This is a genomic window from Streptomyces sp. NPDC057280, assembly GCF_042668605.1.
Lineage (GTDB): Bacteria > Actinomycetota > Actinomycetes > Streptomycetales > Streptomycetaceae > Streptomyces.
This window is the reverse complement of the sequence record NZ_JBHUYR010000001.1, coordinates 317967-340245: the sequence shown is the minus strand read 5'-3', so window position 1 is coordinate 340245 and position 22279 is coordinate 317967. Positions and strand designations below refer to the sequence as shown.

Annotated in this window: 18 protein-coding genes; 12 read left to right on the top strand and 6 right to left on the bottom strand. The window is 70.9% G+C overall.

Annotated elements, in window-relative coordinates:
• Positions 1–75: 75 nt before the first annotated feature.
• Positions 76–1239 carry an epoxide hydrolase family protein gene (locus ACFUO4_RS01490; RefSeq protein ID WP_383478591.1) on the bottom strand — a complete coding sequence of 388 codons (1164 nt, stop codon included), beginning with the start codon at positions 1237–1239 and terminating at the stop codon, positions 76–78.
• Positions 1240–1345: 106 nt separating this feature from the next.
• Here ACFUO4_RS01490 and ACFUO4_RS01485 point away from each other — a divergent pair, with 106 nt between their 5' ends.
• Both ACFUO4_RS01485 and ACFUO4_RS01480 read left to right on the top strand, forming a co-directional pair.
• Positions 1346–1945: a TetR/AcrR family transcriptional regulator gene (locus tag ACFUO4_RS01485; RefSeq protein ID WP_383478588.1), complete on the top strand. Its 600-nt coding sequence runs from the start codon at positions 1346–1348 to the stop codon at positions 1943–1945.
• A gap of 109 nt (positions 1946–2054) precedes the next feature.
• On the top strand, positions 2055–2438 hold the full coding sequence (locus ACFUO4_RS01480; protein WP_383478585.1) for a VOC family protein: 384 nt from the start codon (positions 2055–2057) through the stop codon (positions 2436–2438).
• 42 nt (positions 2439–2480) lie between these two features.
• On the opposite strand, the gene ACFUO4_RS01475 is transcribed toward ACFUO4_RS01480, so the two are convergent.
• The 3 genes from ACFUO4_RS01475 to ACFUO4_RS01465 all read right to left on the bottom strand — a co-directional run bounded on the left by ACFUO4_RS01475 (position 2481) and on the right by ACFUO4_RS01465 (position 5936).
• The gene (locus ACFUO4_RS01475; protein ID WP_383478582.1) at positions 2481–4073 is read right to left on the bottom strand and encodes a sigma-70 family RNA polymerase sigma factor; all 1593 of its coding nucleotides are present in this window, start codon (positions 4071–4073) and stop codon (positions 2481–2483) included.
• Positions 4074–4201: 128 nt separating this feature from the next.
• Positions 4202–5026, bottom strand: a complete 825-nt coding sequence (locus ACFUO4_RS01470; protein WP_383478579.1) for an RNA polymerase sigma factor SigF — start codon at positions 5024–5026, stop codon at positions 4202–4204.
• A gap of 475 nt (positions 5027–5501) precedes the next feature.
• Positions 5502–5936, bottom strand: coding sequence for a MarR family winged helix-turn-helix transcriptional regulator (locus ACFUO4_RS01465; RefSeq protein ID WP_079309209.1), 435 nt, complete (start codon positions 5934–5936; stop codon positions 5502–5504).
• Between the two features lie 198 nt (positions 5937–6134).
• Between ACFUO4_RS01465 and ACFUO4_RS01460 the strand changes: the two genes are divergently transcribed.
• The 7 genes from ACFUO4_RS01460 to ACFUO4_RS01430 all read left to right on the top strand — a co-directional run bounded on the left by ACFUO4_RS01460 (position 6135) and on the right by ACFUO4_RS01430 (position 13273).
• Entirely contained in the window at positions 6135–7328 is a 1194-nt protein-coding gene (locus ACFUO4_RS01460; RefSeq protein ID WP_383478576.1) for a PP2C family protein-serine/threonine phosphatase, read from the top strand.
• A 110-nt stretch (positions 7329–7438) separates the two neighbouring features.
• Positions 7439–8335, top strand: a complete 897-nt coding sequence (locus tag ACFUO4_RS01455; RefSeq protein WP_079309210.1) for an STAS domain-containing protein — start codon at positions 7439–7441, stop codon at positions 8333–8335.
• Positions 8332–8751 (top strand): STAS domain-containing protein, encoded by a 420-nt coding sequence (locus ACFUO4_RS01450; protein ID WP_383478573.1) that lies wholly within the window; start codon positions 8332–8334, stop codon positions 8749–8751. Before ACFUO4_RS01455 ends, ACFUO4_RS01450 begins: the two co-directional genes overlap by 4 nt.
• Positions 8751–9194 (top strand): ATP-binding protein, encoded by a 444-nt coding sequence (locus ACFUO4_RS01445; RefSeq protein ID WP_383478570.1) that lies wholly within the window; start codon positions 8751–8753, stop codon positions 9192–9194. The genes ACFUO4_RS01450 and ACFUO4_RS01445 overlap by 1 nt, the downstream gene beginning before the upstream one ends.
• The gene (locus tag ACFUO4_RS01440; protein WP_383482212.1) at positions 9191–10261 is read left to right on the top strand and encodes a SpoIIE family protein phosphatase; all 1071 of its coding nucleotides are present in this window, start codon (positions 9191–9193) and stop codon (positions 10259–10261) included. Before ACFUO4_RS01445 ends, ACFUO4_RS01440 begins: the two co-directional genes overlap by 4 nt.
• Positions 10258–11997 carry a PP2C family protein-serine/threonine phosphatase gene (locus ACFUO4_RS01435; RefSeq protein ID WP_383478567.1) on the top strand — a complete coding sequence of 580 codons (1740 nt, stop codon included), beginning with the start codon at positions 10258–10260 and terminating at the stop codon, positions 11995–11997. Before ACFUO4_RS01440 ends, ACFUO4_RS01435 begins: the two co-directional genes overlap by 4 nt.
• 97 nt (positions 11998–12094) lie before the next feature.
• The gene (locus ACFUO4_RS01430; RefSeq protein ID WP_079309213.1) at positions 12095–13273 is read left to right on the top strand and encodes a PP2C family protein-serine/threonine phosphatase; all 1179 of its coding nucleotides are present in this window, start codon (positions 12095–12097) and stop codon (positions 13271–13273) included.
• A 36-nt stretch (positions 13274–13309) separates the two neighbouring features.
• Here the strand turns inward: ACFUO4_RS01430 and ACFUO4_RS01425 are convergent, their stop codons facing one another.
• Together ACFUO4_RS01425 and ACFUO4_RS01420 are read right to left on the bottom strand one after the other, a co-directional pair.
• Positions 13310–13816, bottom strand: coding sequence for a MarR family winged helix-turn-helix transcriptional regulator (locus ACFUO4_RS01425; RefSeq protein WP_383478563.1), 507 nt, complete (start codon positions 13814–13816; stop codon positions 13310–13312).
• 231 nt (positions 13817–14047) lie between these two features.
• Positions 14048–14542, bottom strand: coding sequence for an ATP-binding protein (locus ACFUO4_RS01420; protein ID WP_383478560.1), 495 nt, complete (start codon positions 14540–14542; stop codon positions 14048–14050).
• 187 nt (positions 14543–14729) lie between these two features.
• Here ACFUO4_RS01420 and ACFUO4_RS01415 point away from each other — a divergent pair, with 187 nt between their 5' ends.
• From ACFUO4_RS01415 to ACFUO4_RS01405, 3 genes are all read left to right on the top strand, one after another.
• Positions 14730–15053: an STAS domain-containing protein gene (locus tag ACFUO4_RS01415; protein ID WP_383478557.1), complete on the top strand. Its 324-nt coding sequence runs from the start codon at positions 14730–14732 to the stop codon at positions 15051–15053.
• A gap of 261 nt (positions 15054–15314) precedes the next feature.
• Complete coding sequence (locus tag ACFUO4_RS01410; protein ID WP_383478554.1) at positions 15315–19568, top strand: HAMP domain-containing protein; 4254 nt, start codon at positions 15315–15317, stop codon at positions 19566–19568.
• Between the two features lie 76 nt (positions 19569–19644).
• Positions 19645–22161 carry a SpoIIE family protein phosphatase gene (locus ACFUO4_RS01405; RefSeq protein ID WP_383478551.1) on the top strand — a complete coding sequence of 839 codons (2517 nt, stop codon included), beginning with the start codon at positions 19645–19647 and terminating at the stop codon, positions 22159–22161.
• Positions 22162–22279 lie beyond the last annotated feature (118 nt).

Genomic DNA, 22279 nt, shown 5'->3' with positions numbered 1-22279 from the left:
GCCGCGGCGCATCCGCACCACCAGGTGAGGAGACCGAACGGCGTTCCTGCCGGTTGTGCCCCCCCCGCGTCGGGGTCAGGAACGAAGGGGGCGCAGGCCGGTGCGGATTTCGCTGACCAGGATCTCGGGCTGTTCCAGGGCCGCGAAGTGGCCGCCCTTGTCGGCCTCGGCGTAGTGGATCAGATTGGTGTAGGTGTCTTCGATCCAACTGCGTGGCACGCGGGGGATGTCCTTGGGGAAGACGGTCACCGCGACCGGAAGTGCCACCTTCGGGCCCGCGAAGGTGAGTGTTCTGTTCTCCCAGTAGATGCGGCCCGACGACGCCGCGCTGTTGGTGAACCAGTAGAGGGATATCGCGTCGAGGATGTCGTCGATGGCGAGGGCGTCCTCGGCCAGCCCGTGGTTGTCGGTCTTGGACTGGAACTTCTCGTAGATCCAGGCCGCTTGGCCGACGGGGGAGTCGGCCAGGGCGAACCCGACTGTCTCCGGCTTCGTGCCCTGAAGGTGGTTCGACCCGCCGAGCTCGCCGGTGTAGAGGGCGAGGGTGTCCACGGCGTCGCGCTGTTCGGGGGTCAAGGTGTCGGGCATCTGCGCGGGAAAGGCGTACTGGGTGTTCAGGTGAACTCCGACGAGCCCCTCGGGTTGCATGGCCGCGAGGGCGGTGGTGACGACGGCGCCCCAATCTCCGCCTTGCGCGGCCCATTTCGTGTAGCCGAGACGCCTCATCAGCTCCGCCCATGCGCTCGCGATGCGCGAGACGGTCCACCCGGTCTGCGTGGGCTTCTGGGAGAAGCCGAACCCGGGGAGCGACGGGACGACGACGTCGAATGCGTCGGCGGCGTCTCCTCCGAACGAAACCGGATCGGTCAGCGGGCCGATCAGCTTGAGGAAATCGAGGATCGAGCCCGGCCATCCGTGCGTGAGTATCAGCGGCATCGCGTGGGGGTTCTTGGACCTGACGTGGATGAAGTGGATGTCCAGTCCGTCGATCTCGGTCAGGAACTGGGGGAAGCGGTTGAGTTCGGACTGCAGACGCCGCCAGTCGTAGCCGTGCTCCCAGTGCTCGATCAGAGCTCGCGCGTTCTCCTGGCGCACCCCTTGCGACCAGTCGCCCACCGTTTCCGGGTCCGGCCACCGAGTCCTGGCCAGTCGCTGCTTGGCGTCGTCGATCTCCGACTGCGGGATCGAGACGGTGAACGGGCGGACGAGGGGCGAGGTCAGCGGCGTCGGCGAGGTCATTGCCTTCTCTCTTCTCTTCTTCTGAGCTTCGAAGCGCAGCGCAGCACGCCGCTGCACACGGGTGTACAGTGAATTTCACTGTACACCCGTGTGCAATACTGCTGCCGTGTCCACCGAGTCCTCCCGCGTCCGCTCGATGATGGAGACGCGCGATCGCATCCTCGACGTCGCCGTCGACCTGCTCGGAGAGAACCCCGATGCCGGAATGGGCGAGATCGCCTCCGCTGCCGGCGTCGTCCGCCGCACGGTCTATGACCATTTCCCCTCGCGCCTCGACCTGGTGCGGACGCTCACGGAACGGGCCGTCACCGAGGTGACAGCCGTGCTCGACGAGGTCAACGCCTCCGGCGTGAAAGCGGACGCGGCATGGGTCGCGTTCATCGCCCGCGTCTGGCCGGTCGCGCACCGGTACCGAGTGCTGTTGGCGCTGCGTCGCGGCGAGTACGGCGAAGCGATCCACGCCCTGCTCGGACCAGTCGACGAACTCCTCGCCGACCTCGTGAGACGGGGCCAGGACACCGCCGTGTTCGCACAGCACTTGCCGGCGGACATCCTCAGCCAGATCGCCTACGGGGTCGTGTTCGCCGTCGCGGACAGTGATCGGTCGACGGGGACTCTCGGCCCCCGAGCAGCGACGATCACGAGCCTGCTGATGCTGGGAGTTCCCGAGACGCGCGCCATCGCGCTCGCGGACGACCAGCCCTGACCCGCGGACAGGCACACGTGGTTGTAGCCGAACTCGGCGACCAAGTCGATTGCCCAAGGCTCCGCACCTCGTCCGCGACAAGTGCCGGGCCATGAGGCAGGCTGCCAGGATGAAATCCCGAACTGACGGCATGTGGTGGGGAACGGCGATCGAGGCGCCGGACCCCAGCGGCTTGGCGAGGTTCTACGCCCAACTCCTCGGCTGGCACATCGGACACGAGGCCCCCGGAACCGCCGTCGTAGCCGCCTCACCGCAAGGGCCGTTCTTCGTCTTCCAGCAGGCCGAAGGCTACCGGCCTCCGGTCTGGCCACCGATCGACGGCGAACAGCGTCCCATGATGCACTTCGACTTCCAGGTCGGCGATCTGGACTCAGCGGTCGCAGAGGCCGTCGCCCTGGGCGCCACGATGGCCGAGGTGCAGCCGCAGGAGAACGTCCGAGTGCTTCTCGACCCCGCCGGCCACCCCTTCTGCCTCTGCCGCGACGAGGGATGACCGGCTCACCCACCCGTCACGCACCGCTCGACGCCGGCCGCGTCAGGCCCAGGGCGCCGCGAGGACGAAGGAGCGGCTGGCTCGGTTGGAGGCCGTGTTCCCCGCAGGGTCGAGCCACAGCTGGAGGTTGTCCCGGTGGCGGAGGTAACGGCCGGGGTAGTTGTACGACTCCAGGGCGACCGAACCGGCCATGGAGCCGGGACGGGGGCAGAAGGTGGCGTCCTTCTGGAAGAGGGCGGATCTGTCGTCGTTGTCCAGCCGGATGCGGAAGGCGTAATGCCGCACGTATCTGCCGGTGGCGTCCCTGAGGGAGTAGCAGCGGGGGTCGGCCAGGCCGGGGACGAAGGTGAAGGTGGCCGCCTGCCGGGTGGACGCGGAGCTGTTGGCGCTGACCGGGCCGAGGACGCCGAGCGAGCCGGACTGGCTCATGTAGGTGCCGGGGCTGTCGACCGAGCGCAGGGCGTGCGGCCCCGAGATCCGTGCCGGGGCCGTTGTCGCCGGGGATGCCGACGGCGTCGATGTGGGTGTCGTTTTCGACGTCGGCGTCGCCGTCGCCGTCGGTGAGGCGGACGGTCTCGGGGGTGGCGACGCGGATGAGGCGGTGTGTGCTCGCGGGGCCGCGACGGCGGGCCGCGGAGCCTGCTCGTGCGATCCCGTGGCGGCGTACCAGGCCACACCGGCGGCCGCCAGGGTGACGGCACCGGCGGCTGCCGCCGCCGTGGGCTTGGCGGCCAGCTTGCCGAGCGTCCGCGCCGCGCGGCTCGCACCACTCGTCGTATGCGTGCTCACGGTTTGAGTGCTCGCGCTCGCTCCGGCCGAGCCCTCTCCCAGTGCCCTGGCAAGTACCAGGCCGGTCAGGCCGATCGGCACCGGTACCAGCGCGAGGTCGGCCAGCAGTCTCTCGGCCGGTATCAGGTCGGACGAGTTCGACAGGCACTGCGGACAGTCGCGGACATGGCGTGCCAGTCGCTTGCGCCACAGTCCGGACGGGCGTCCGTCCCACGAGGCGAGCACGGTGGCCAGGTCCGGACAGCGCGGCGAGGCCGTCACGGCCCGTACGACGGTGCGCGCCGTCTCCAGCCGCTCTTTGACCCGTTGGACCCGGACCGCCGCGTGCTGCGGGGTGAGGCCGCAGGCCGTCGAGAGCTCGCCGCGGGTCAGTTCACCGGCGCTCTCCATCCACCACAGGGCGAGTACCTCGCGTTCCTCGTCCTCCAGCCAGCGGGCCGCCTCCACCGCCTCACGCCGCTGGCCCGACAGTGCGAGCCGAAGGATCGTCAGGTCGGCGAAGTCGGCCCGCGGGTCGGCTTCCTGGGTGTTCTCCTCCAGGGGGTCCGCGGGGAGCGAGGTGCGCCCCCTGCGCCACCGGTCACGGATCTGTCGCACGGTGATGGCGACGAGCCAGGACCGGAACCGGTCCGGTCGCTCCAGTCCGGGCAGCCCGTCCAGGACCCGCACCATCGTCTCCTGGACCACGTCGTCGACATCGCCGTGCCCGTCCAGTGCCCGCCCGACGATGTTGTAGACCAACGGCAGGCAGTCCCGTACCAGCTGTTCCGCGGCCTGCGCGTCACCGGTCCGCGCCGCCTCGACGACGGCGACGTCCGGTCGTTCGTGCCTGTTGCGCGAGCGCACCCCTGCCCACCCGTTCCGTGGTCCTGCCGATGTGTCGAGGCGACAGTGTGCCAGGAACGAATCCGGAGGACGTCCGTCGGGTCGCCGCCCGGATGCCGCCCCGCGGGCCGGGTTGTCCCGCCGGGGTGTCAGTCGGTGTGGAGCAGCTGGGCGCGCAGGCGGGTCAGGATGCGTGAGATCAGGCGGGAGACGTGCATCTGGGAGATGTTCAGGCGCTCACCGATCTGCGCCTGGGTGAGTTCCTCGACGAAGCGCAGATGGAGGATGCGGCGGTCCCGTTCGCTGAGGTCGCTGATGAGGGGCGCGAGGGCGTGGAAGTCCTCGACGAGGGCGAAGTCGGGCTCCTCCTGGCCGATGAAGTGGGCGAGCGTCGCGTTCTCTTCGTCGGCGTCGTTGCCCACGGCTGCGTCGAGGGACGCGGACGTGTAGCCGTTGGCTGCGATCTGGGCCTCGATGACCTCGTCCTCCGTCAGGCACATCAGCTCGGCGAGCTCGGAGACCTTGGGGGCGCGGCCGAGACGCGATCCGAGTTCGTCGACGGCCTTGGCGAGTTCGGTGCGGGCCTCCTGGAGGCGGCGGGGCACGTGCACCGACCAGGAGGTGTCCCGGAAGAACCGCTTGATCTCCCCGACGATGTAGGGGACCGAGAAACTGGTGAACTGCACGTCGCGCGAGACTTCGAACCGGTCGATGGCCTTGATCAGTCCGATGGTGCCGACCTGTATGACGTCTTCCATGTCCTGGCCGCTGCTGCGGAAGCGCTTGGCCGCGAAGCGCACCAGCGACATGTTCATCTCGATGAGGGTGTTGCGGGCGTACTGGTGCTCGGGGGTTCCCTCTTCCAGCGTGGCCAGTTGGTCCAGGAAGAGCTTGGTCAGCTCCCGGGCGTCCTGGGGGGCGACCTTTCGCGGTTCGGTGATGTGCGGCAGCTCTGTGGCAGCTTCCGTCGTCACGTGTACGCGTGTCGTCACAGTTGTCAGCCTTCCCCTGGTCCCACAACCTGCCCCTGGTGGGGCAGGACGTCTTGTCGGGGCCCGCTTACCCGGCTTCTGGCTCTTCATGCCCCTCGTCGTCGTCCGTCGGACGGACCGGGCTGGGTGCCCACCGCCGCGAGGGGCGCACATTGTGGCGGGTGAGGGGCGGTCCGGGCGATGTGCAGCGGGTGTGCACGGTCTTCACGAGACCTTCGCCACAGCCCTATCCAGCGACTGCCGGGGTACTCGGTTCCGTATGGCAGGACAGAACTCCGATCAAGGCAGACCGCCCACCGACACTTGCCATTTGACAACTATAGTCGGCAGGCAACAAAGTAGCGGTGTCGGACGCGCATGGGGAAGGATCTTGAATGTTCCGGTGGGCGGGGGAAGCTCCGTGCACTGATCCTCGGGACCCGTGTGCGACGCGAGGTCCGGTGCCACGGCGGATCGCTCAGGCGGTCCGGCTGTCGGACGACTCGGCGTCGTCGTGCATCTGCAGGGCCGCGGCTTCGCAGAACGCGTCCAGCCCTTCCATCAGTGCGGTCCGTTTGGCGGCGGGCATCTGGTCGAGGACCGCCCGCAGTGCCTGCTCCCGGCGTGCGCGCAGGTCGACGAGGAAGGCGCGCCCCCGGCTGCTGAGGTGCAGCCGCACCTCCCGCCGGTTGGCCGGGCTCACCACGCGCTCCACGAAGCCCGCGGCCTGCAGCCGGTCGCACAGGCGACTGGTCGAGGGCGGTGTGGAGGCAAGGTGGTCGGTGAGGGTGCGCAGGTTGATGCCGTCGTTGTGTTCCAGGACGAACAGCACGCGCAGTTGGGACGCGGAAGCGGGGGCGGTCGATGCGCGGCCCCACAGCACTTCCAGCAGTTCGCCGGCCGTGGAGGTCATACGAGCGACCTCGTCGGGTTCCTGGCGGGGGCGGAAGGCAGTCACAGTCACACTTTCGCAGGCACTGGGATGTCCGTCAGCGTACTAGGTGCGCGGACGGGCCATTGAGGCATTGGGCGACGGTCGAGGCCGGGACGAGCGAGTGCGCTGTCCTGTGGGGCCCGCGGCCTCCGGCAACAGATAGGTGTGTTTTCCATCGTGAACAGATTTGTGGCCGCTGAGCGCGCACTGCGCACGGCGGAACCTCATGCGTTGCTCGACGCTCTCCGCGCCGCACTGCTCGAACAGTACGGCGCGGAGGATGTCGAGCTGTTCATGGCCGACTACGGACTGACCGTGCTCCAGCCGGTGTCGGTCCTGCCGCACGTCCTGGAACCGGTGTCGATGTACAACAGCCCGGCCGGCCGGGCCTTCGGTTCGCAGCGGCCGTACCGCGAGGAGCTGCGGGAGGGGCGGACGCGGCTGCATCTGCCGGTCAGCGTGCGGGGCGACCGGGTCGGTGTGCTGTCGGTGACCCTCGACGGGGGCGAGGCCTCGCGGCAGTGCGAGCCCGAACTGCTGGAGATCGCCGACGTGCTGGGGCGCGAGGTGGTCGTGGCCGAACGGGACACCGACCTGTACTTGCAGGCCCGGCGCAAGGACCGGCTCACGCTGGCCGCCGAGATGCAGTGGCAGCTGCTGCCGGGCTGTGCCTGCACCCGCCCGGAATTCGCCCTGGGCGCCCAGCTGGAGCCTGCCTACGACATCTTCGGTGACAACTTCGACTGGGCCGCCACGGCCGACCGGCTGACGCTGTACGTCACCAACGGCATGGGCGAGGGCATAGAGGCGGCTCTGCTGACCAACCTGGCCATCAACGCGCTGCGCAACGCCCGGCGGGCCGGCATCCCCATCGCCGACCAGGCCGCCCTGGCGGACCAGGCGGTGTACGCCCATTACCGGGGGCGCTGCTATCTGTCCGTGCTCATGTTCGACTTCGACCTGGCCACCGGACGGGCCGTCGTCGTGGACGCGGGCTCCCCGCAACTGCTGCGGCTGCGCGGCGGTACCGTGGAGCGCATCGCCTTCGATGCCCAGCTGCCCCTGGGCATGTTCGAGGAGACCGACTACGTGGCACAGGACTTCCACGTCGAACCCGGTGACCGGCTGGTCTTCGTCAGCGACGGTGTCCACGCCGTGGCCTCGCCCAAGGGGGAGGCGTACGGCGAGGCGGCCCTGGCCCGCGCCATCCACTCCACCCGGCTGCTGCCCGCCGCCGAGGTGCCGCGCGCGATCCTGCGGGAGCTGACCGGCCACCGCGGCGAGGCCGCGGCGGACGACGACGCGCTCGTCGTCTGCCTGGACTGGCGCGGACGGCCGACCGGGGGAGGAGACGCCGGAGTGCCCTTGTGACGATCGTGTGTTGTTGACCCCCGCGCCCCCGCGCTAACGTTTGCCATACGGCAATAATTCTCTGGTGGCTTGCCGTCCGGTCGGCCGCAGGGGCGCTCGACAGGAAGAAGATCTACGTGGTGCAGCACGACACGGCCCCCGAAGTGGCAGAGCAGCTCAGTGAGTTCCTCAAGCGACGCCGTGAGCAGATTGCCCATCGCTGGGCGGACGCTGCCTTGTTCAGCAACGTCTTCACCGTCTCCCGGGACGAGGCGGTCGAGGCGGGCCGGGCGGTGGCGGAGGCTCTGGCCGACGTGGCCCGCTCGGGCCGGCTGGAGGACATCGAGGCCCCCGGCTTCGACACCGTCAGGGACCAGCTGGGCCGCATGACCAGTGCCCGTACCCAGGCCGGGTACACCCCCTCACAGATCGCCCGCGAAGTGGCCGGACTGCGCGCCCCCGTCGCTGCTCTGCTGCGGGCCGAGTTCGACGACCCCGCCGACGAGCGCATGCATGACTGCCTGCTGGAACTGACGGTCCTGATGGGCACGCTCCGTCTGGTGGTCATGGAGACGACGATCAACGCCGGCGAGGAACTGATCGCCAGGCAGCGCCAGCAGCTGCTGGAGGTGGCCACCCCGGTCATCGAACTGTGGGAAGGCATCGTCGCCGTACCCCTGATCGGGACCCTGGACAGCTCCCGCAGCCAGGTCGTCATGGAGAGCCTGCTCGAGGCGATCGTGGAGCGGCGGGCCCGGTACGCCATCCTCGACATCACCGGTGTGCCGACCGTCGACTCGCTCGTCGCCCAGCACCTGATGAAGACGGTCGCCGCGGCCCGGCTGATGGGCGCGGAGTGCATCGTCTCCGGTATCCGTCCCGCGATCGCGCAGACCATCGTCCACCTGGGCATCGATCTCGGTTCGATCCTCACCCGGGCCGGCCTCGCCGACGCCCTCGCCTACGCGCTCACCCAGCAGGGCATCGCCGTCTCCGCCCGCCCGGCCGCCGGAGCGGATTCGCGGTGACCGATTTCCCCGCCATCCACCCGGAGCCCGTGCCGGTCCTGGCGTTGGGAGACATCCTCCTGGTCACCCTGCGGGGAGACCTGCACGACGGAGCGGCCGAACAACTCCAGTACGACATCACCCAGCGCATCGCGAACAGTCCGATGCCCGTCGGCGGCGTCGTGATCGACCTCTCGGGTGTGGAGATCGTCGACTCCTTCCTCGGCCGTATCCTGGCCGAGATCGCCGCGAGCGCCCGCCTGTTGGCCACCCGGACGGTCCTGGCCGGCATGCGCCCGGCCGTGGCCATCACGCTGGTGGAACTGGGCCTCACCCTGCCCGGCCTGGCCACCGCACTGGACGTCGACAGGGCCCTGGCCCTGTTGGGCCGCGCTCCCTCCGTGGTCCGGCCCGCTACCGCGGAAGGGGGTGCGTGATGCATGCTCCCCTCACCCCGTCGACGCGACTGCCCATCGGCTCGGACGCCGACCTCGCGTGGCTGCGCCAGCATGTGCGGCAGTGTGCCGCGGACCTCGGCTTCGGCCTCGTCCAGCAGACGAAGCTGGTGACGGCGGCCAGCGAGCTGGCCCGCAACACCCTCGTCCACGGCGGCGGAGGGCATGTGGAGATCACGACACTGGCGGAAGGGGCGCGCCGCGGACTGCGGCTGTCCTTCGTCGACAACGGCCCCGGCATCCGTGACGTCGATCTGGCCCTGACCGACGGCTACACCACCGGCGGAGGGCTGGGCATGGGTCTCAGCGGTGCCAAGCGGCTCGTCCAGGAGTTCGCCCTGGACACCCGTCCGGGCCTGGGTACCACCGTCACCATCACCGAATGGGTCTCCGGCTTCCCGGCGCCCCGCCCGGGGGCGCGGTGAGCAGGGTCTGGGACGTCCCCGTCCCCGAAACCACCCGGGTCCGCGACGTCCGCGTCGCGGCCGAGAGCGCCTGCGCCGCGGCCGGACTGGACGCCCGCTCCACGGCCGCCGCGGCGCTGGTGGCCACGGAACTCGCGACCAACCTCGTCAAGCACGCCAGCGGCGGCCGCATCGTGATCAACCTGACCGGGCCGGCCGCCACTCTCGCCGATCCCGCGGACCATGTGCAGATCACCTCGCTCGACCACGGGCCGGGCATCGCCGACGTCCCGGCGGCCCTGCGCGACGGCTACACCACCCTCGCCTCCTCCCTGGGCGCGGGCCTGGGCACCTGCCGCCGCCTGGCCGACGACTTCGACCTGCACAGCCGCCAGGGGCAGGGCACCATCGCCGTGGCGCGGATCGGCCCCGCCGCGGCGCGGGTGCCGTCCCGCCGGCGACCGGCCCCCACGGGCACCGGTATCCGGGCGGGCGGCATCAACGCCCCGCTCGCCCATGACGAGTACTCGGGAGACGCCTTCGCCTGGGCGCGCTCCGGTTCCCGGATCACGTTGATGCTCGCGGACGGGCTTGGCCACGGAGCCAAGGCCGCCGAGGCGTCCACCGCCGCCGTGACGGAACTGCACCGGCGAGCCGGCCTGCCGTCCGCCGACATCCTGCGGCACCTGCACTCCGCGCTGCGCCACACCCGTGGCGCGGCCGTCGGCATCGCTCAGCTCGACGAGGAGGCACAGCAGCTGTCGTTCGCCGGTGTGGGCAACATCGGCGCCCGGCTCCGCGCCGACGGCGAGTGGCGGCCCCTCGTCTCGCACCCCGGCATCGTCGGCGCCCATTTCCCCGCGACGATCCCGCGCCACGCATCCGCCTGGCGCCCCGACAGCCTGCTCATCCTGCACAGCGACGGGCTTCCCAGCCGGTGGACCCCGCCGCAGGATATGAGCCTGCTCAGCCACGACCCCGCCGTGACGGCCGCCGTCGTCCTGCGTGACGGCAGCAGTGCCGCGCGACCGCTGCGCGACGACACCACGGTGGCCGTACTCGCGCCCGACCCGGACGGACGTCCATGACTGCCAACCCAGACGTCTGGAAGATCACCTCGGTCGCCGACGCGGCCGAGGTCCGGGCGGCCCTCGACCGCGTCGTCACCGCCGCCGAAGTGCCGCCGCTGGACCGGGCCCGCTTCCTCACCTCGCTCACGGCGCTGCTGCGCCGCTGCCTCGAACGGCACGGCGACTGGGAGCTCCTGCCCCGTGTCCGGCAGGTCGCCGAGGAAGCGGCCGTTCGGCTCGAGGTCACCGTGCGGCCGGTCGGCTCGATGGCACCGCACTCCGCGGACGAGCCCGCACTGTCCTGCCCGCTGCCCCGGCCGGCCGAGCCCGCCCTCGACGCGGGCGCACCGCTCACGGCGGCCCTGCTGCACTCCGACGAGCACACCACGGCCGTCCTGCACCTCCTCGACGAACAGGAGCGCCTGCTGCACCTGCACCGCGAGGAGCTGCACCAGACCAACCAGGGCGTCCTGGCCCTGCACGCCGACCTGGAAGCCGCTTCCCGGGTCCAGCGCGAGCTCCTCGAAGCCGAGCGGACCGCCCGCGCCGAAGCCGAGCGGGCCCGGCGCCTGCTGACCTTCCTCACGGACGCCAGCGCCGCCATCACGGCGTCCCTCAATCCGGACGCCATCCTGCGCAGCCTCGCCGACCTGCTCGTCCCGGACTACGCGCAACACGTCGACGTCTGGCTCTTCGACGACGAGCAGGAGCACACCGACGACGAGCGTCCACAGCCGGTACCGCACCACGCGGCGGCCGCGGTGACCGCGGCCCGCACCGGCCGGCCGCAGCACGCCGCCGCCCATCCCGGCGCGCTGCCCGGCGTGGACGACCTCCCGCCGTCGGCGCTGTCCCCGGACCGGCCGCTGCTGGCCATCCCGCTCATGGGCCGGCGCCTGCTGGGCGTCCTCACCCTCACCGCCCCCGCCGCCCGGTTCGACGCGGACACCAGCGTGATGCTGGTCGAGCTCGCCCGCCGCGTGGGCGTCGCCCTGGACAACGCCCGCCGCTACGAGCAGTACCGCGACACGGCGGAGGCTCTCCAGCGCGCCCAGCTCACCCAACTGCCCACGGTGCCCGGTCTGCTGCTGGCCGCGCGCTACCTGCCCGCCACCCGGGGCCTGAACATCGGCGGGGACTGGTACGACGCCTTCCTGCAGCCCGACGGCAGCCTGCTGGCCGTCATAGGCGACGTCACCGGGCACGGACTGCACGCCGCCGTCGTCATGGGCCAGCTGCGCACCGCGCTGCGCGCCTACGCGGTGGAGACCGACAGCCCCGCGGAGATCCTCACGCGCCTGCACCGCATGCTGGGTCACCTGCAACCGGAGCTGTACGCCACCGCGATGATCGCCCGGTTCCGGCCGGGCGATCCGGAAGTCGTCTGGGCCTCGGCCGGCCACCCCCCGGCGGTGGTGCGCGGCGCGGACGGGTCGGTGCGGGTTCTGGAGACCCGGCCCGGCGTGATGCTGGGCATCCCCATGCCCTTCGTGTACACCGACCACCGTGCCGACCTGCCCGTCGGGTCCTCGCTCGTGCTGTACACCGACGGCCTGGTCGAGCGGCGGGCGCTCGGCATCGACGCGGGCATAGCCCGCCTCGGCCAGGCCCTGGGCGCCCTGAGCGGTCCAGAAGTGCAGCAGGACCCGCAGGCCGCGGCGGACGCCCTGCTCAAGCCTCTCCTGTACGACTCCGAACGTGACGACGACATCTGCCTGCTGCTGTGCCACACCGTCCCACCGGCCGGGGGGTGATGCGCGGACATGTGCGCCACCGGCCCTTCGCCCATGGGCCTGCCGCGGAGCGAGCCCTCGGGTAGCGTGAAGGCCACCAGGCGAGAGGGCGGATGCCGTGAATGCCTCTGAACCCCTTCCCTCCGTGGAGGCCCTGCTGCGTGCGGCTGCTCCGCACCGGCTCGTCGCCACCGCTCGCCGGATCCTCGCCGAGCGGGTAGGGGCCCGCGAGGTGACTTTGTTCCTCGCCGACTACGGCCTCTCGGTGCTTCAGCCGGTGACCCACCCGCCGGACACCGGGGCGCCGGTGTCCGCTCACGACGGCCCGCAGGGCAGGGCCTTCCGCGAACAGAGCCCGGTGATCGAAGTCGTCGACGTGCCCGCCGGTCATCTGGTGCATCTGCCGGTCACCGTGCGAGGAGACCGCGTCGGCGTCCTGACCGTCCTGCTGCCGGCGGAAGCCGCCACCCCCGACATCGTGCTCCAGCTCGCCGACTTCGCGACGGGGCTCGGCCACGAGGTCGCCACCGCCGGGCGTGACACCGACCTCTTCCTCCTGGCCCGCCGCACCCGGCGCCTCACCCTGGCGGCCGAGATGCAGTGGCAGCTGCTGCCGGGGCGCGGCTGTGCCCGCGAGGAGTTCACCCTGAGCGGCCATCTGGAACCCGCGTACGCCATCGGCGGCGACAACTTCGACTGGTCCGCGGGCGCCGACCACCTGGTCCTCACGGTGACGGACGGCACGGGGCACGGCATCGAGGCGTCGCTGCTGACCAGTCTCACGGTCGCCGCGCTGCGCAACGCCCGCCGCGCCGGCGTGCCGCTCGCCGACCAGGCGAGCCTGGCCGACCAAGCCGTGTACGCCCAGTACGGCGGGAAGAAGTACGCCTCCACCCTGCTGCTGGAGTTCGACCTGGCCACCGGCACGGTCCATGCGGTGGACGCGGGATCGCCCCAGCTGTTCCGCCAGCGTGGCGGGCACACCGAGCGGGTCGAACTGGAGGCACAGCTCCCGCTGGGGATGTTCGAGGAGAGCGTCTACCAGGAGCAGACGTTCCCGGTCGAGCCCGGTGACCGTCTCATCGTGGTCAGCACCGGTGTGCACGCCACCCGCTCCGCCGCGGGCGATGTGTTCGGTGAGCGGGTGCTGCGCCAGGTCCTGAGCGCGACCCGTTCCGCCGAGGCGCACGAGGCCGCCCGCGCGGTCGTCGCCGGGTTGATCGAGCACCACGGCAGCAGCGAGCTGACGGCCGACGCGGCCGTCGTCTGCCTGGACTGGCACGGCCGACCCGGCTGACCCTGGCTGATCGGGCCGCAGGCCGGTGCCGGAGTTTCAGGAGTCACCGGCGCCGCCCGGTCGGCCTTCTTGTGCCGACAGGAAGGCGCGCATGCCCCGGAGCAACGCCTCGCGGTCGGCCGGTTCCATCGCCGCGAGGACCACGGCGAGCGCATGCGACCTGTGCACGGCGACCTGGCCCAGTACCTGCCGGCCCTGACCGGTGAGGTGGAGCTGCACCTCGCGTCTCTTGTGCGGGTGCAGCACACGTTCCAGCAGACCGGCCGCCTCCAACCGGTCGCACAGTCGGCTCGCGGTCGGCAGCCCTATCTCCATGCTCTCCGCCAGGGCGGTGAGGTTGAGACCCGGCCCCGACTCCAGAATGCGCAGGGCCCGCAGCTGGTGCGCCGACAGCCGCATGCTCGCCTCCTGCCCGGCCGTCGACCACAGGTGCACCAGCCCGTCCACGGCATCGGACATCTCCCGTGCCAGGGAAAGAGCCTTCTCGTCCGGGCCGCCCGCGCCGCCCGGCCGGTCGTGCCCGAAGCCGCCGAGCCGGCTCACGACCCCATCGCTTTCAGCAAGCGCGTGCGCATACGAATACCACCCTCATCCCAACGCGGTACCCGAAGCGCCGCTCGGCAAGCACCGCACCCGGAGCCATCGTAGGGACGCCCGTCGCAAGGGCGAATGGTCCCGCCCGGCAGCGTGCGTAGCGGGGAACCTCCGCCGCTCGGCGCCGGGTACCGCGCCGACGTGCGCGAACACACCCGGTCGGCGGGCTGGGGAGCCGTGTCAGCCGCCGAGGCCCGGCAGGGGAGGGTCGAGCAGGGGGAGCCGTGCGGTGATCCGTTTGCCGACGGGCTCTCTGTGCGCCTCGAAGCCGTCGACCACGGCCATGACGATCTCCAGCCCGTGCTGCCCCACTCTCCCGGCATCGGCCCTGCGCGCCGTCGGAAGCGCCGGTTCGGTGTCCCACACCGTGATGTCCAGCCAGTCCGCGGCGGCGCGCAGTTCCAGCATGACCGGCCCGGGCGCGTACTTGAGGGCGTTGGTGACCAGCTCGCTGACCACCAGCTGCGCCAGCTCCAGGGCGCGTGCCGACACCGGCAAATCGTGGTCGGAGTGCGCCCGGGCCAGGAACTCAGCCGTCCTGGCCCTCGCGTCGGCGATGCAGCCGGCCGCCCCGTCCAGGGCCAGGGCTGTCTCGACCGGCGCTTCTTCCGGCATCCAGGAACACTCCTTGCGCGGGACGGGCTCCAGGACGGTCGTCTGCAGTACCCCGTTCATGAGCGCGCGCCTACCCCTGAATTCACGTCTCAGTCCTGCCGCGTCTTCACTAACGAGTCCGCCGACAGGCATCGTGCGCCCGGTGACGGGGCAGCGTTGGCAACGAAGGCGTGGCCCGGCCCGACCGAGCATGCAGAGGACGCGAGTGGCAGACAACCAGAAAGCAGCGGGTCACGGCCGTCTGTCCGTGACCAGGACCGACACTGACGGCGTCACGGTGCTCAGCCTGGACGGCGAGGTGGACCACCACAGCGTGGGCGCCCTGAGCGGGGCCCTGCCGCCGGCGGACGTCAGCGCCGCACCACGGGTCGTCGTCGATCTGACCCGGGTGGCGTTCATGGACTCCAGCGGCGTCAACGCCCTGATCGCCGCCCATCAGGCCACCGTGGCGGCGCGAGGCTGGCTCCGGCTCGTGGGCGTCCAGGGCGCGGTGCTGCGCACGGTGCAGCTGGTCGGACTCGATCTCATCGTCACCTGCCACCCGAACCTCGATGAGGCGCTCGCAAAGTGAGGCGTTGTCCGTGTAGGCAAACTCCATCGGGTACCCAGATAAGGCTCGGTCATGCCGTTTCCGCGGCATGGGATGCGGGCACTCGGAAGTCTCCGGGGCGGCTTTGGTTGTCACGCGACAACTGAGTTAACCTTCACCGGATTTCTTCATCGTGCGCGTTGGTGAAGTGCGGAAATGCGGGCGGTGGCGGGGCCGGTCTCGGCCCGGCGCGGTTCCGAGTCCTCGCAGTGAGGGCTCTTGGGGAGCGGAACGAGGGTGCGCATGACCGGCAAGACGATCGAGGCCGTGGACCGGTCCCCGGGGGAGCCGGAACTGCGGCAACTCCTGGCGGGACTGACCGCCGTCCGGGACGGTGACTTCGGCACCCGACTGCCGCGCGACGGCGAGGGCCTGCTCGGCGACATCGCGACGGTCTTCAACGGCATGGTGGACCAGCTGTCGCTGTTCACCTCCGAGGTCACCCGCGTGGCCCGCGAAGTGGGCACCGAGGGCACCTTGGGCGGCCAGGCCGAGGTGCCGGGTGTGTCGGGCACCTGGGCCGACCTGACCGACTCGGTCAACGCCATGGCGGGCAACCTCACCACTCAGGTGCGTGACATCGCCCAGGTGGCGACCGCGGTGGCCAAGGGAGATCTGTCACAGAAGATCGACGTGCCCGCGCGGGGCGAGATCCTCCAGCTGAAGGAGACCGTCAACACGATGGTCGACCAGCTGTCGGCGTTCGCCGACGAGGTCACCCGGGTGGCCCGCGAGGTCGGCAGCGAGGGCCGACTGGGCGGTCAGGCCCAGGTCCCCGGGGTCGGCGGCGTCTGGCGGGACCTGACCGACTCCGTGAACTTCATGGCGGGCAACCTCACCGCGCAGGTCCGCAATGTCGCCCAGGTGACGACCGCGGTGGCGCAGGGCGACCTGTCGCAGAAGATCACGGTGGACGCGCGGGGCGAGATCCTGGAGTTGAAGAACACCATCAACACGATGGTGGACCAGTTGTCGGCGTTCGCCGACGAGGTCACCCGGGTGGCCCGCGAGGTCGGCACCGAGGGCCGGCTGGGCGGCCAGGCCGACGTCAAGGGCGTCAAGGGCACCTGGCGCGATCTCACGGACTCCGTGAACTTCATGGGCGGCAACCTCACCGCGCAGGTCCGCAATGTCGCCCAGGTGGCCACCGCGGTGGCGCAGGGCGACCTGTCGCAGAAGATCACGGTGGACGCGCGGGGCGAGATCCTGGAGTTGAAGAACACCATCAACACGATGGTGGATCAGTTGTCGGCGTTCGCCGACGAGGTCACCCGGGTGGCCCGCGAGGTCGGCACCGAGGGCAATCTGGGCGGCCAGGCGATCGTCCGTGGTGTGTCGGGGACCTGGAAGGACCTGACGGACAACGTCAATGTGATGGCCTCGAACCTGACCGGCCAGGTCCGTTCCATCGCCCAGGTGGCCACCGCCGTCGCACGCGGCGACCTGTCACAGAAGATCACTGTCGAGGCCAAGGGCGAGGTCGCCGCCCTGGCCGATGTCATCAACACCATGGTCGACACCCTGTCGGCGTTCGCCGACGAGGTCACCCGCGTCGCCCGCGAGGTCGGCACCGAGGGCCGGCTCGGGGGACAGGCACATGTGCCGAACGTGGCCGGCACCTGGAAGGACCTGACGGACAACGTCAACTCCATGGCCAACAACCTCACCGGCCAGGTCCGCAACATCGCCCTGGTGACGACGGCCGTGGCCAACGGTGACCTGTCGAAGAAGATCGATGTCGACGCCCGCGGCGAGATCCTGGAGCTGAAGACCACCATCAACACGATGGTCGACCAGCTGTCGTCGTTCGCCGCAGAGGTCACCCGCGTCGCCCGTGAGGTGGGCAGCGAGGGTCGGCTGGGCGGTCAGGCCGAGGTGGAAGGCGTCGAGGGCACCTGGAAGCGCCTGACGGAGAACGTCAACGAGCTGGCGGGGAACCTCACCCGGCAGGTGCGGGCGATCGCCGAGGTCACCAGCGCCGTCGCCGAGGGCGACCTGACCCGCTCGATCACCGTGGAGGCCTCCGGCGAGGTCGCCGACCTCAAGGACAACATCAACTCCATGGTGGAGTCCCTGCGCGAGACCACCCGGGCCAACCAGGAGCAGGACTGGCTCAAGACCAACCTGGCCCGTATCTCCAGCCTGATGCAGGGCCACCGGGACCTGCCCGTCGTCGCCGAACTGATCATGGACGAGCTCACGCCGCTCGTCACCGCCCAGTACGGCGCCTTCTACCTGGCGGAGGACACCGAGGACGGGCCCGAGCTGCGGCTGGTGGGGTCGTACGGCTGGCCCGACGACGTCGACCGGCCCGTACGCATCCCCGTGGGGCGCTCGCTGGTGGGGCAGGCCGCCCGCAGCCGGCGGGCCATCGCCGTCGACGATCTGCCGCCGGGCTACGTGACCATCTCCTCCGGCCTCGGGCAGGCCGTGCCCAGCGCCCTGGTGGTGCTGCCGATCGTGGTGGAGGAGCAGGTCCTCGGCGTCATCGAGCTGGCGTCCGTCATCCCCTTCACCCAGATCCACCAGGACTTCCTGACCCAGCTGATGCCCACCATCGGCGTCAACCTCAACACCATCGTGGCCAACGCCCGCACCGACGAGCTGCTGGACGAGTCCCAGCGGCTGACCGCCGAACTGCAGTCGCGGTCCGAGGAGTTGCAGACCCAGCAGGACGAACTGCAGCGCTCCAACGCCGAACTGGAGGAGAAAGCGTCCCTGCTGGCCTCGCAGAACCGTGACATCGAGGCCAAGAACCTGGAGATCGAGCAGGCACGCCAGGAACTGGAGACCCGCGCGCAGGAGCTGGCCCTGGCGTCCAAGTACAAGTCGGAGTTCCTGGCCAACATGAGCCACGAACTGCGCACCCCGCTCAACAGCCTGCTGATCCTGGCCCAGTTGCTCGCTCAGAACCCCTCACGCAACCTCACCCAGAAGCAGGTCGAGTACGCGGGCATCATCCACTCGGCGGGCTCCGACCTGCTGCAGCTGATCAACGACATCCTCGATCTGTCGAAGGTCGAGGCCGGCAAGATGGACGTCGCCCCCGAGCGCGTCCCGCTGCGCAAACTCCTGGAGTACGTCGAAGCGACGTTCCGCCCGATGACGACCCAGAAGAGCCTCGACTTCACGGTGGCCACCGCGCCCGGCACCCCCGCCGATCTGCTCACCGACGACTCCCGGCTGCGCCAGATCCTGCGCAACCTGCTGTCGAACGCGGTGAAGTTCACCGAGCAGGGCGGCGTCGAACTGCGGATCGAGCCCGCCGCCGACCGGGAGGTGCCCATCGGTGTCCTGCGCGGCGGACCGATCGTCGCCTTCCGCGTCAAGGACACCGGCATCGGCATCCCCCCGCAGCAACTGGAGACGATCTTCGGCGCGTTCCAGCAGGCGGACGGGACCACCAGCCGCAAGTACGGCGGCACCGGCCTGGGACTGTCGATCACCCGGGAGATCGCGCACCTGCTCGGCGGGGCCGTCACCGTCGACAGCACCCCCGGACAGGGCAGCACCTTCACGCTGTTCCTGCCCGTGGCCCGGGCCGACTTCGAGGACGTGCTCGGCAGCGGCCGGTCGCCGGAACAGCTGGACGACACCGCCGGCTCCGAGGCACCGGCCGGTGCCCTGGTCGCGGCCGAGCACCGCAGGCGCCGTCTGCTCGTGGTGGAGGAGCGGCTGCGCGGACTGCTCACCCTGGTCGCCGAGCGCGCCGCCTCCGACATCGCGCACAACCCCGACGACGAGCGCGGGGCGGTCGACATCATCACCGCCGTAGGTGCTCAGGAGGCGGCCGCGGCGCTCGCCGCCGAGCCCTGCCACTGCGTGGTGCTGGAACTCGGCATGCCCGACGAGGAGGGCGCACAACTGCTGGAAGCCATGCAGGGCGACTCTGCGCTGACGAGCGTGCCCGTGCTCGTCCACACCAGCCAGCGGGTGGACCTGGCATGGGAGAAGTCCCTGCGCGCCCGCGCGGGCGGCCGGCCCCTGGTCTTCCTGTCCAGCCTGGACGAACTGCGCGAACAGATCACCCTGCACCTGTCCGCGGAGGATCCCGGTGACGTGCTGCCGCTGGTCCGTGCCGAGGAGCCCCAGCAGGCCCTTCCCCCGGTGATGGACGACTCCTTCATCGGCCGCACCGTCCTCGTCGTCGACGACGACGCGCGCAACCTCTTCGCCCTCAGCGGGGTGCTGGAACTGCACGGCTTCCAGGTCCTGCACGCCGACAACGGCCGCAAGGGCATCGAGATGCTGCTCGCCCACCCCGACATCTCCCTGGTACTGATGGACGTGATGATGCCGGAGCTGGACGGCTACGCCGCCACCGCGGAGATCCGGCAGATGCCCCAGTACGCCGATCTGCCCATCATCGCCGTCACCGCGAAGGCCATGCCGGGCGATCAGGAGAAGAGCCTCGCCTCGGGCGCCAACGACTACGTCACCAAGCCCGTCGACGCCGACGACCTCATCGGCCGCGTCCGGCGCTGGCTGCCCGCATGAGAAAGGACCGCACCGTAGCAAGCCCCCGCGGGCCCTCCGCCCTCCCCGGACGTTCGAAGCGAGGAACAGCCTCATCGTGAGCCGACCCCAGCAGCCCCCCGACCCCGCGAGCGCCGGTACGGGCGAGCAGTCCGCCGACGTTCCCGCGACCGCCGGGGACCCGTCCTTCGGGCGGGTGGCCGCCGCGCTGCCCGCCGCCCGCAGCGGACAGGACACGGTGGCAGCCCCGGGCGACGACGGGGACGCGGCCGACCGGATCTCTCCCGTCGGACGGCTCGCGTCGACGGTGGAGCGCCTGCGGCGCGAGGTACGCGCCGCCCAGGCGGAAGCGGACGGGCGGGCCCTGATCGAGCTGGCCAAGGGCATCCTCGTCGAACGCCTGCAGTGCGGTCCGGCACAGGCCGCCCGCCAACTGGCCGAACTCACCGAACAAGCCGGTGTGACACCGCTGGAATTCGCCGTCGAGGTGATCAACCAGGCTTCACGCGACCGGCTCTCCGAGGTGACGGCCGCCTTCTTCGCGGCCACGACGGGAGAGCCCCAGGAGCGCGGCCCGGCGGGGCAGGGTCCCTCCGCCGTCGGGCTGCGGTCCGCGGAGAGCGCCGCCCTGGCCGCCCAGGACGCGCAGACCGTCGCCGACTCGCTGCTGGCGCACGCGCTGACCCCGCTCGGCGCGGTCGCCGTGGCCATCTGGGCGCTGGGCGCCGACGGATCGCTCACCCTCGCGGGCAGCGCCGGGTTCTCCGGCGCCGAAGCGGGTCGCTGGCGGCACGTACCGCCGGGCGTGACCACCGTGGCGCGCCGCGGCCTGACCGCCCGCACCGGCCAGTGGATCGACTCCCTGTCCGACACCGCTCTGCCCTCCGTCGGCCAGCACCAGTTCCCGCACGGCGGCCGGGTCGCCATGCCCGCCGCGGCCGCGGGCCGCATCCACGGCGTCCTGGAGATCGTCTGGCCGGCCCCGCTGGAACCCCAGCCCCCGCAGATCGCCCGTCAGATCGAGGCGCTGGCGGAGCTGTGCGCGCACACCCTGGAGACGTACGCCCTCCACCGGCCCGACGGCAGCCCCCGCATCCTGCCCGACGCCGCCGAGCTGACGGACCTGGCCGACGGACTCCACGACCCCGCCCTGGTCCTCGTCCCGCACGTCGACGCGGGAGGCGAACTCGTCGACTTCCGGATCCACCACGTCAACGCCCGCTTCCAGGATCCCGCGGGCCGGCCGCGGGGCGTCGTCAACGGGGCGCTGCTGCTGGAGGCGTACCCGATGGCCGCAGGCGACGGCGGACTCTTCGAGCAGGTCGAACGCGTGCATGCCACGGGAGAGCCGTTCCGCGCCCAGCGCATGCGGCTCACCGCGCTGGTCGGCGATGTGCCGCTGGCCGCCGTCGCCGACATCAGCGTCAGCCGCCACGGCGGCAGCGTGCTGCTCATCTGGCGCATAGAGGACGAGACGGCGCGCCTGGCGCACCTGCTCCAGCACGCCCAGCGGCTGGGCCGCATCGGCGGTTTCGAGGAGAACCTCCTGACCGGCGAGATCACCTGGAACGGTCAGCTCTACCATCTCTACGGCCAGCCGGTCTCCCTGGGCCCGGTCCCGCTGGAGGACCTGCCGGCCCACGCCCACCCGGACGACGCGGTCGCCATCGGCCGCTTCCTGCGCACCCTGCTGCACCACCACCGGCCGGCCGCCGCGGCCTTCCGGCTGCAACGGCCCGACGGGGTCACCCGGCATCTGCGTGTGGCCGCCGAGCCGGTGCTCGACTCCGACGGCCGGCTGCACCTCGTACGAGGCGCATATCAGGACATCTCGGCCCATCACTGGACGGAGGTGGCGCTCGCCGCCACCCGCGACCAACTCGCCCACACCGAGCAGCAGGCCAGTGAACGCCACCGGCTGACGCTCCAGTTGCAGCACGCCATCATGCCGCCGGCGCAGGCCCCTCTGGAGGCGCCCGGACTGCGGGTGGCGGTGCGCTACCGACCCGCCGAGACCGAGCAACTGGTCGGCGGTGACTGGTACGACGCCGTCGTCCTGCCCGCCGGGGTGGTCCTGCTGTGCGTGGGAGACGTGGCCGGACACGGAATCGAGGCCGCCACCAGCATGGTCGTGCTGCGCAACGCGCTGCGTGGCCTCGCCGTCACCGGTGCCGGGCCGGGCCAGCTGCTGTCCTGGCTCAACATGGTGGCCCACCATCTGACCGGGGCCGTCACCGCCACAGCGGTCTGCGGTCTGTACGATCCCGAGCGCCGCAGCCTGCGCTGGGCCCGGGCGGGCCATCTTCCGCCGGTCCTGGTGCGCGGCACCGAGGCGACCCCGCTGCCGCTGGTCAAAGGGATGCTGCTGGGTGCCGTACCGGAGGCGGTGTACGAGGAGCAGGAGATGCAACTGGCCGTCGACGACACCCTGCTGATGTACACGGACGGTCTGATCGAACGGCGTGACCGTTCCGTGGAGGAGTCGCTGACCCATCTGCTGACCACGGCGCGCCCGCTTCAGCCTGTGCTCGAACAGCAGTTGGACCGTCTGCTCACCCACAGCAGGTCGGACACGGACGACGACACCTGTGTCGTGGGCATCCGGGTGACGTAGACGGGCGGTTCGGTTGCCTTTCCCATGAGTAGCCTCGTCGCCTTCGGGAAGACAGGCAATCGCAGGGACGAGCGAGTCGGGCCGGCAGCGGCGCGGCTCCTGGTGGGAAGGCGAGATG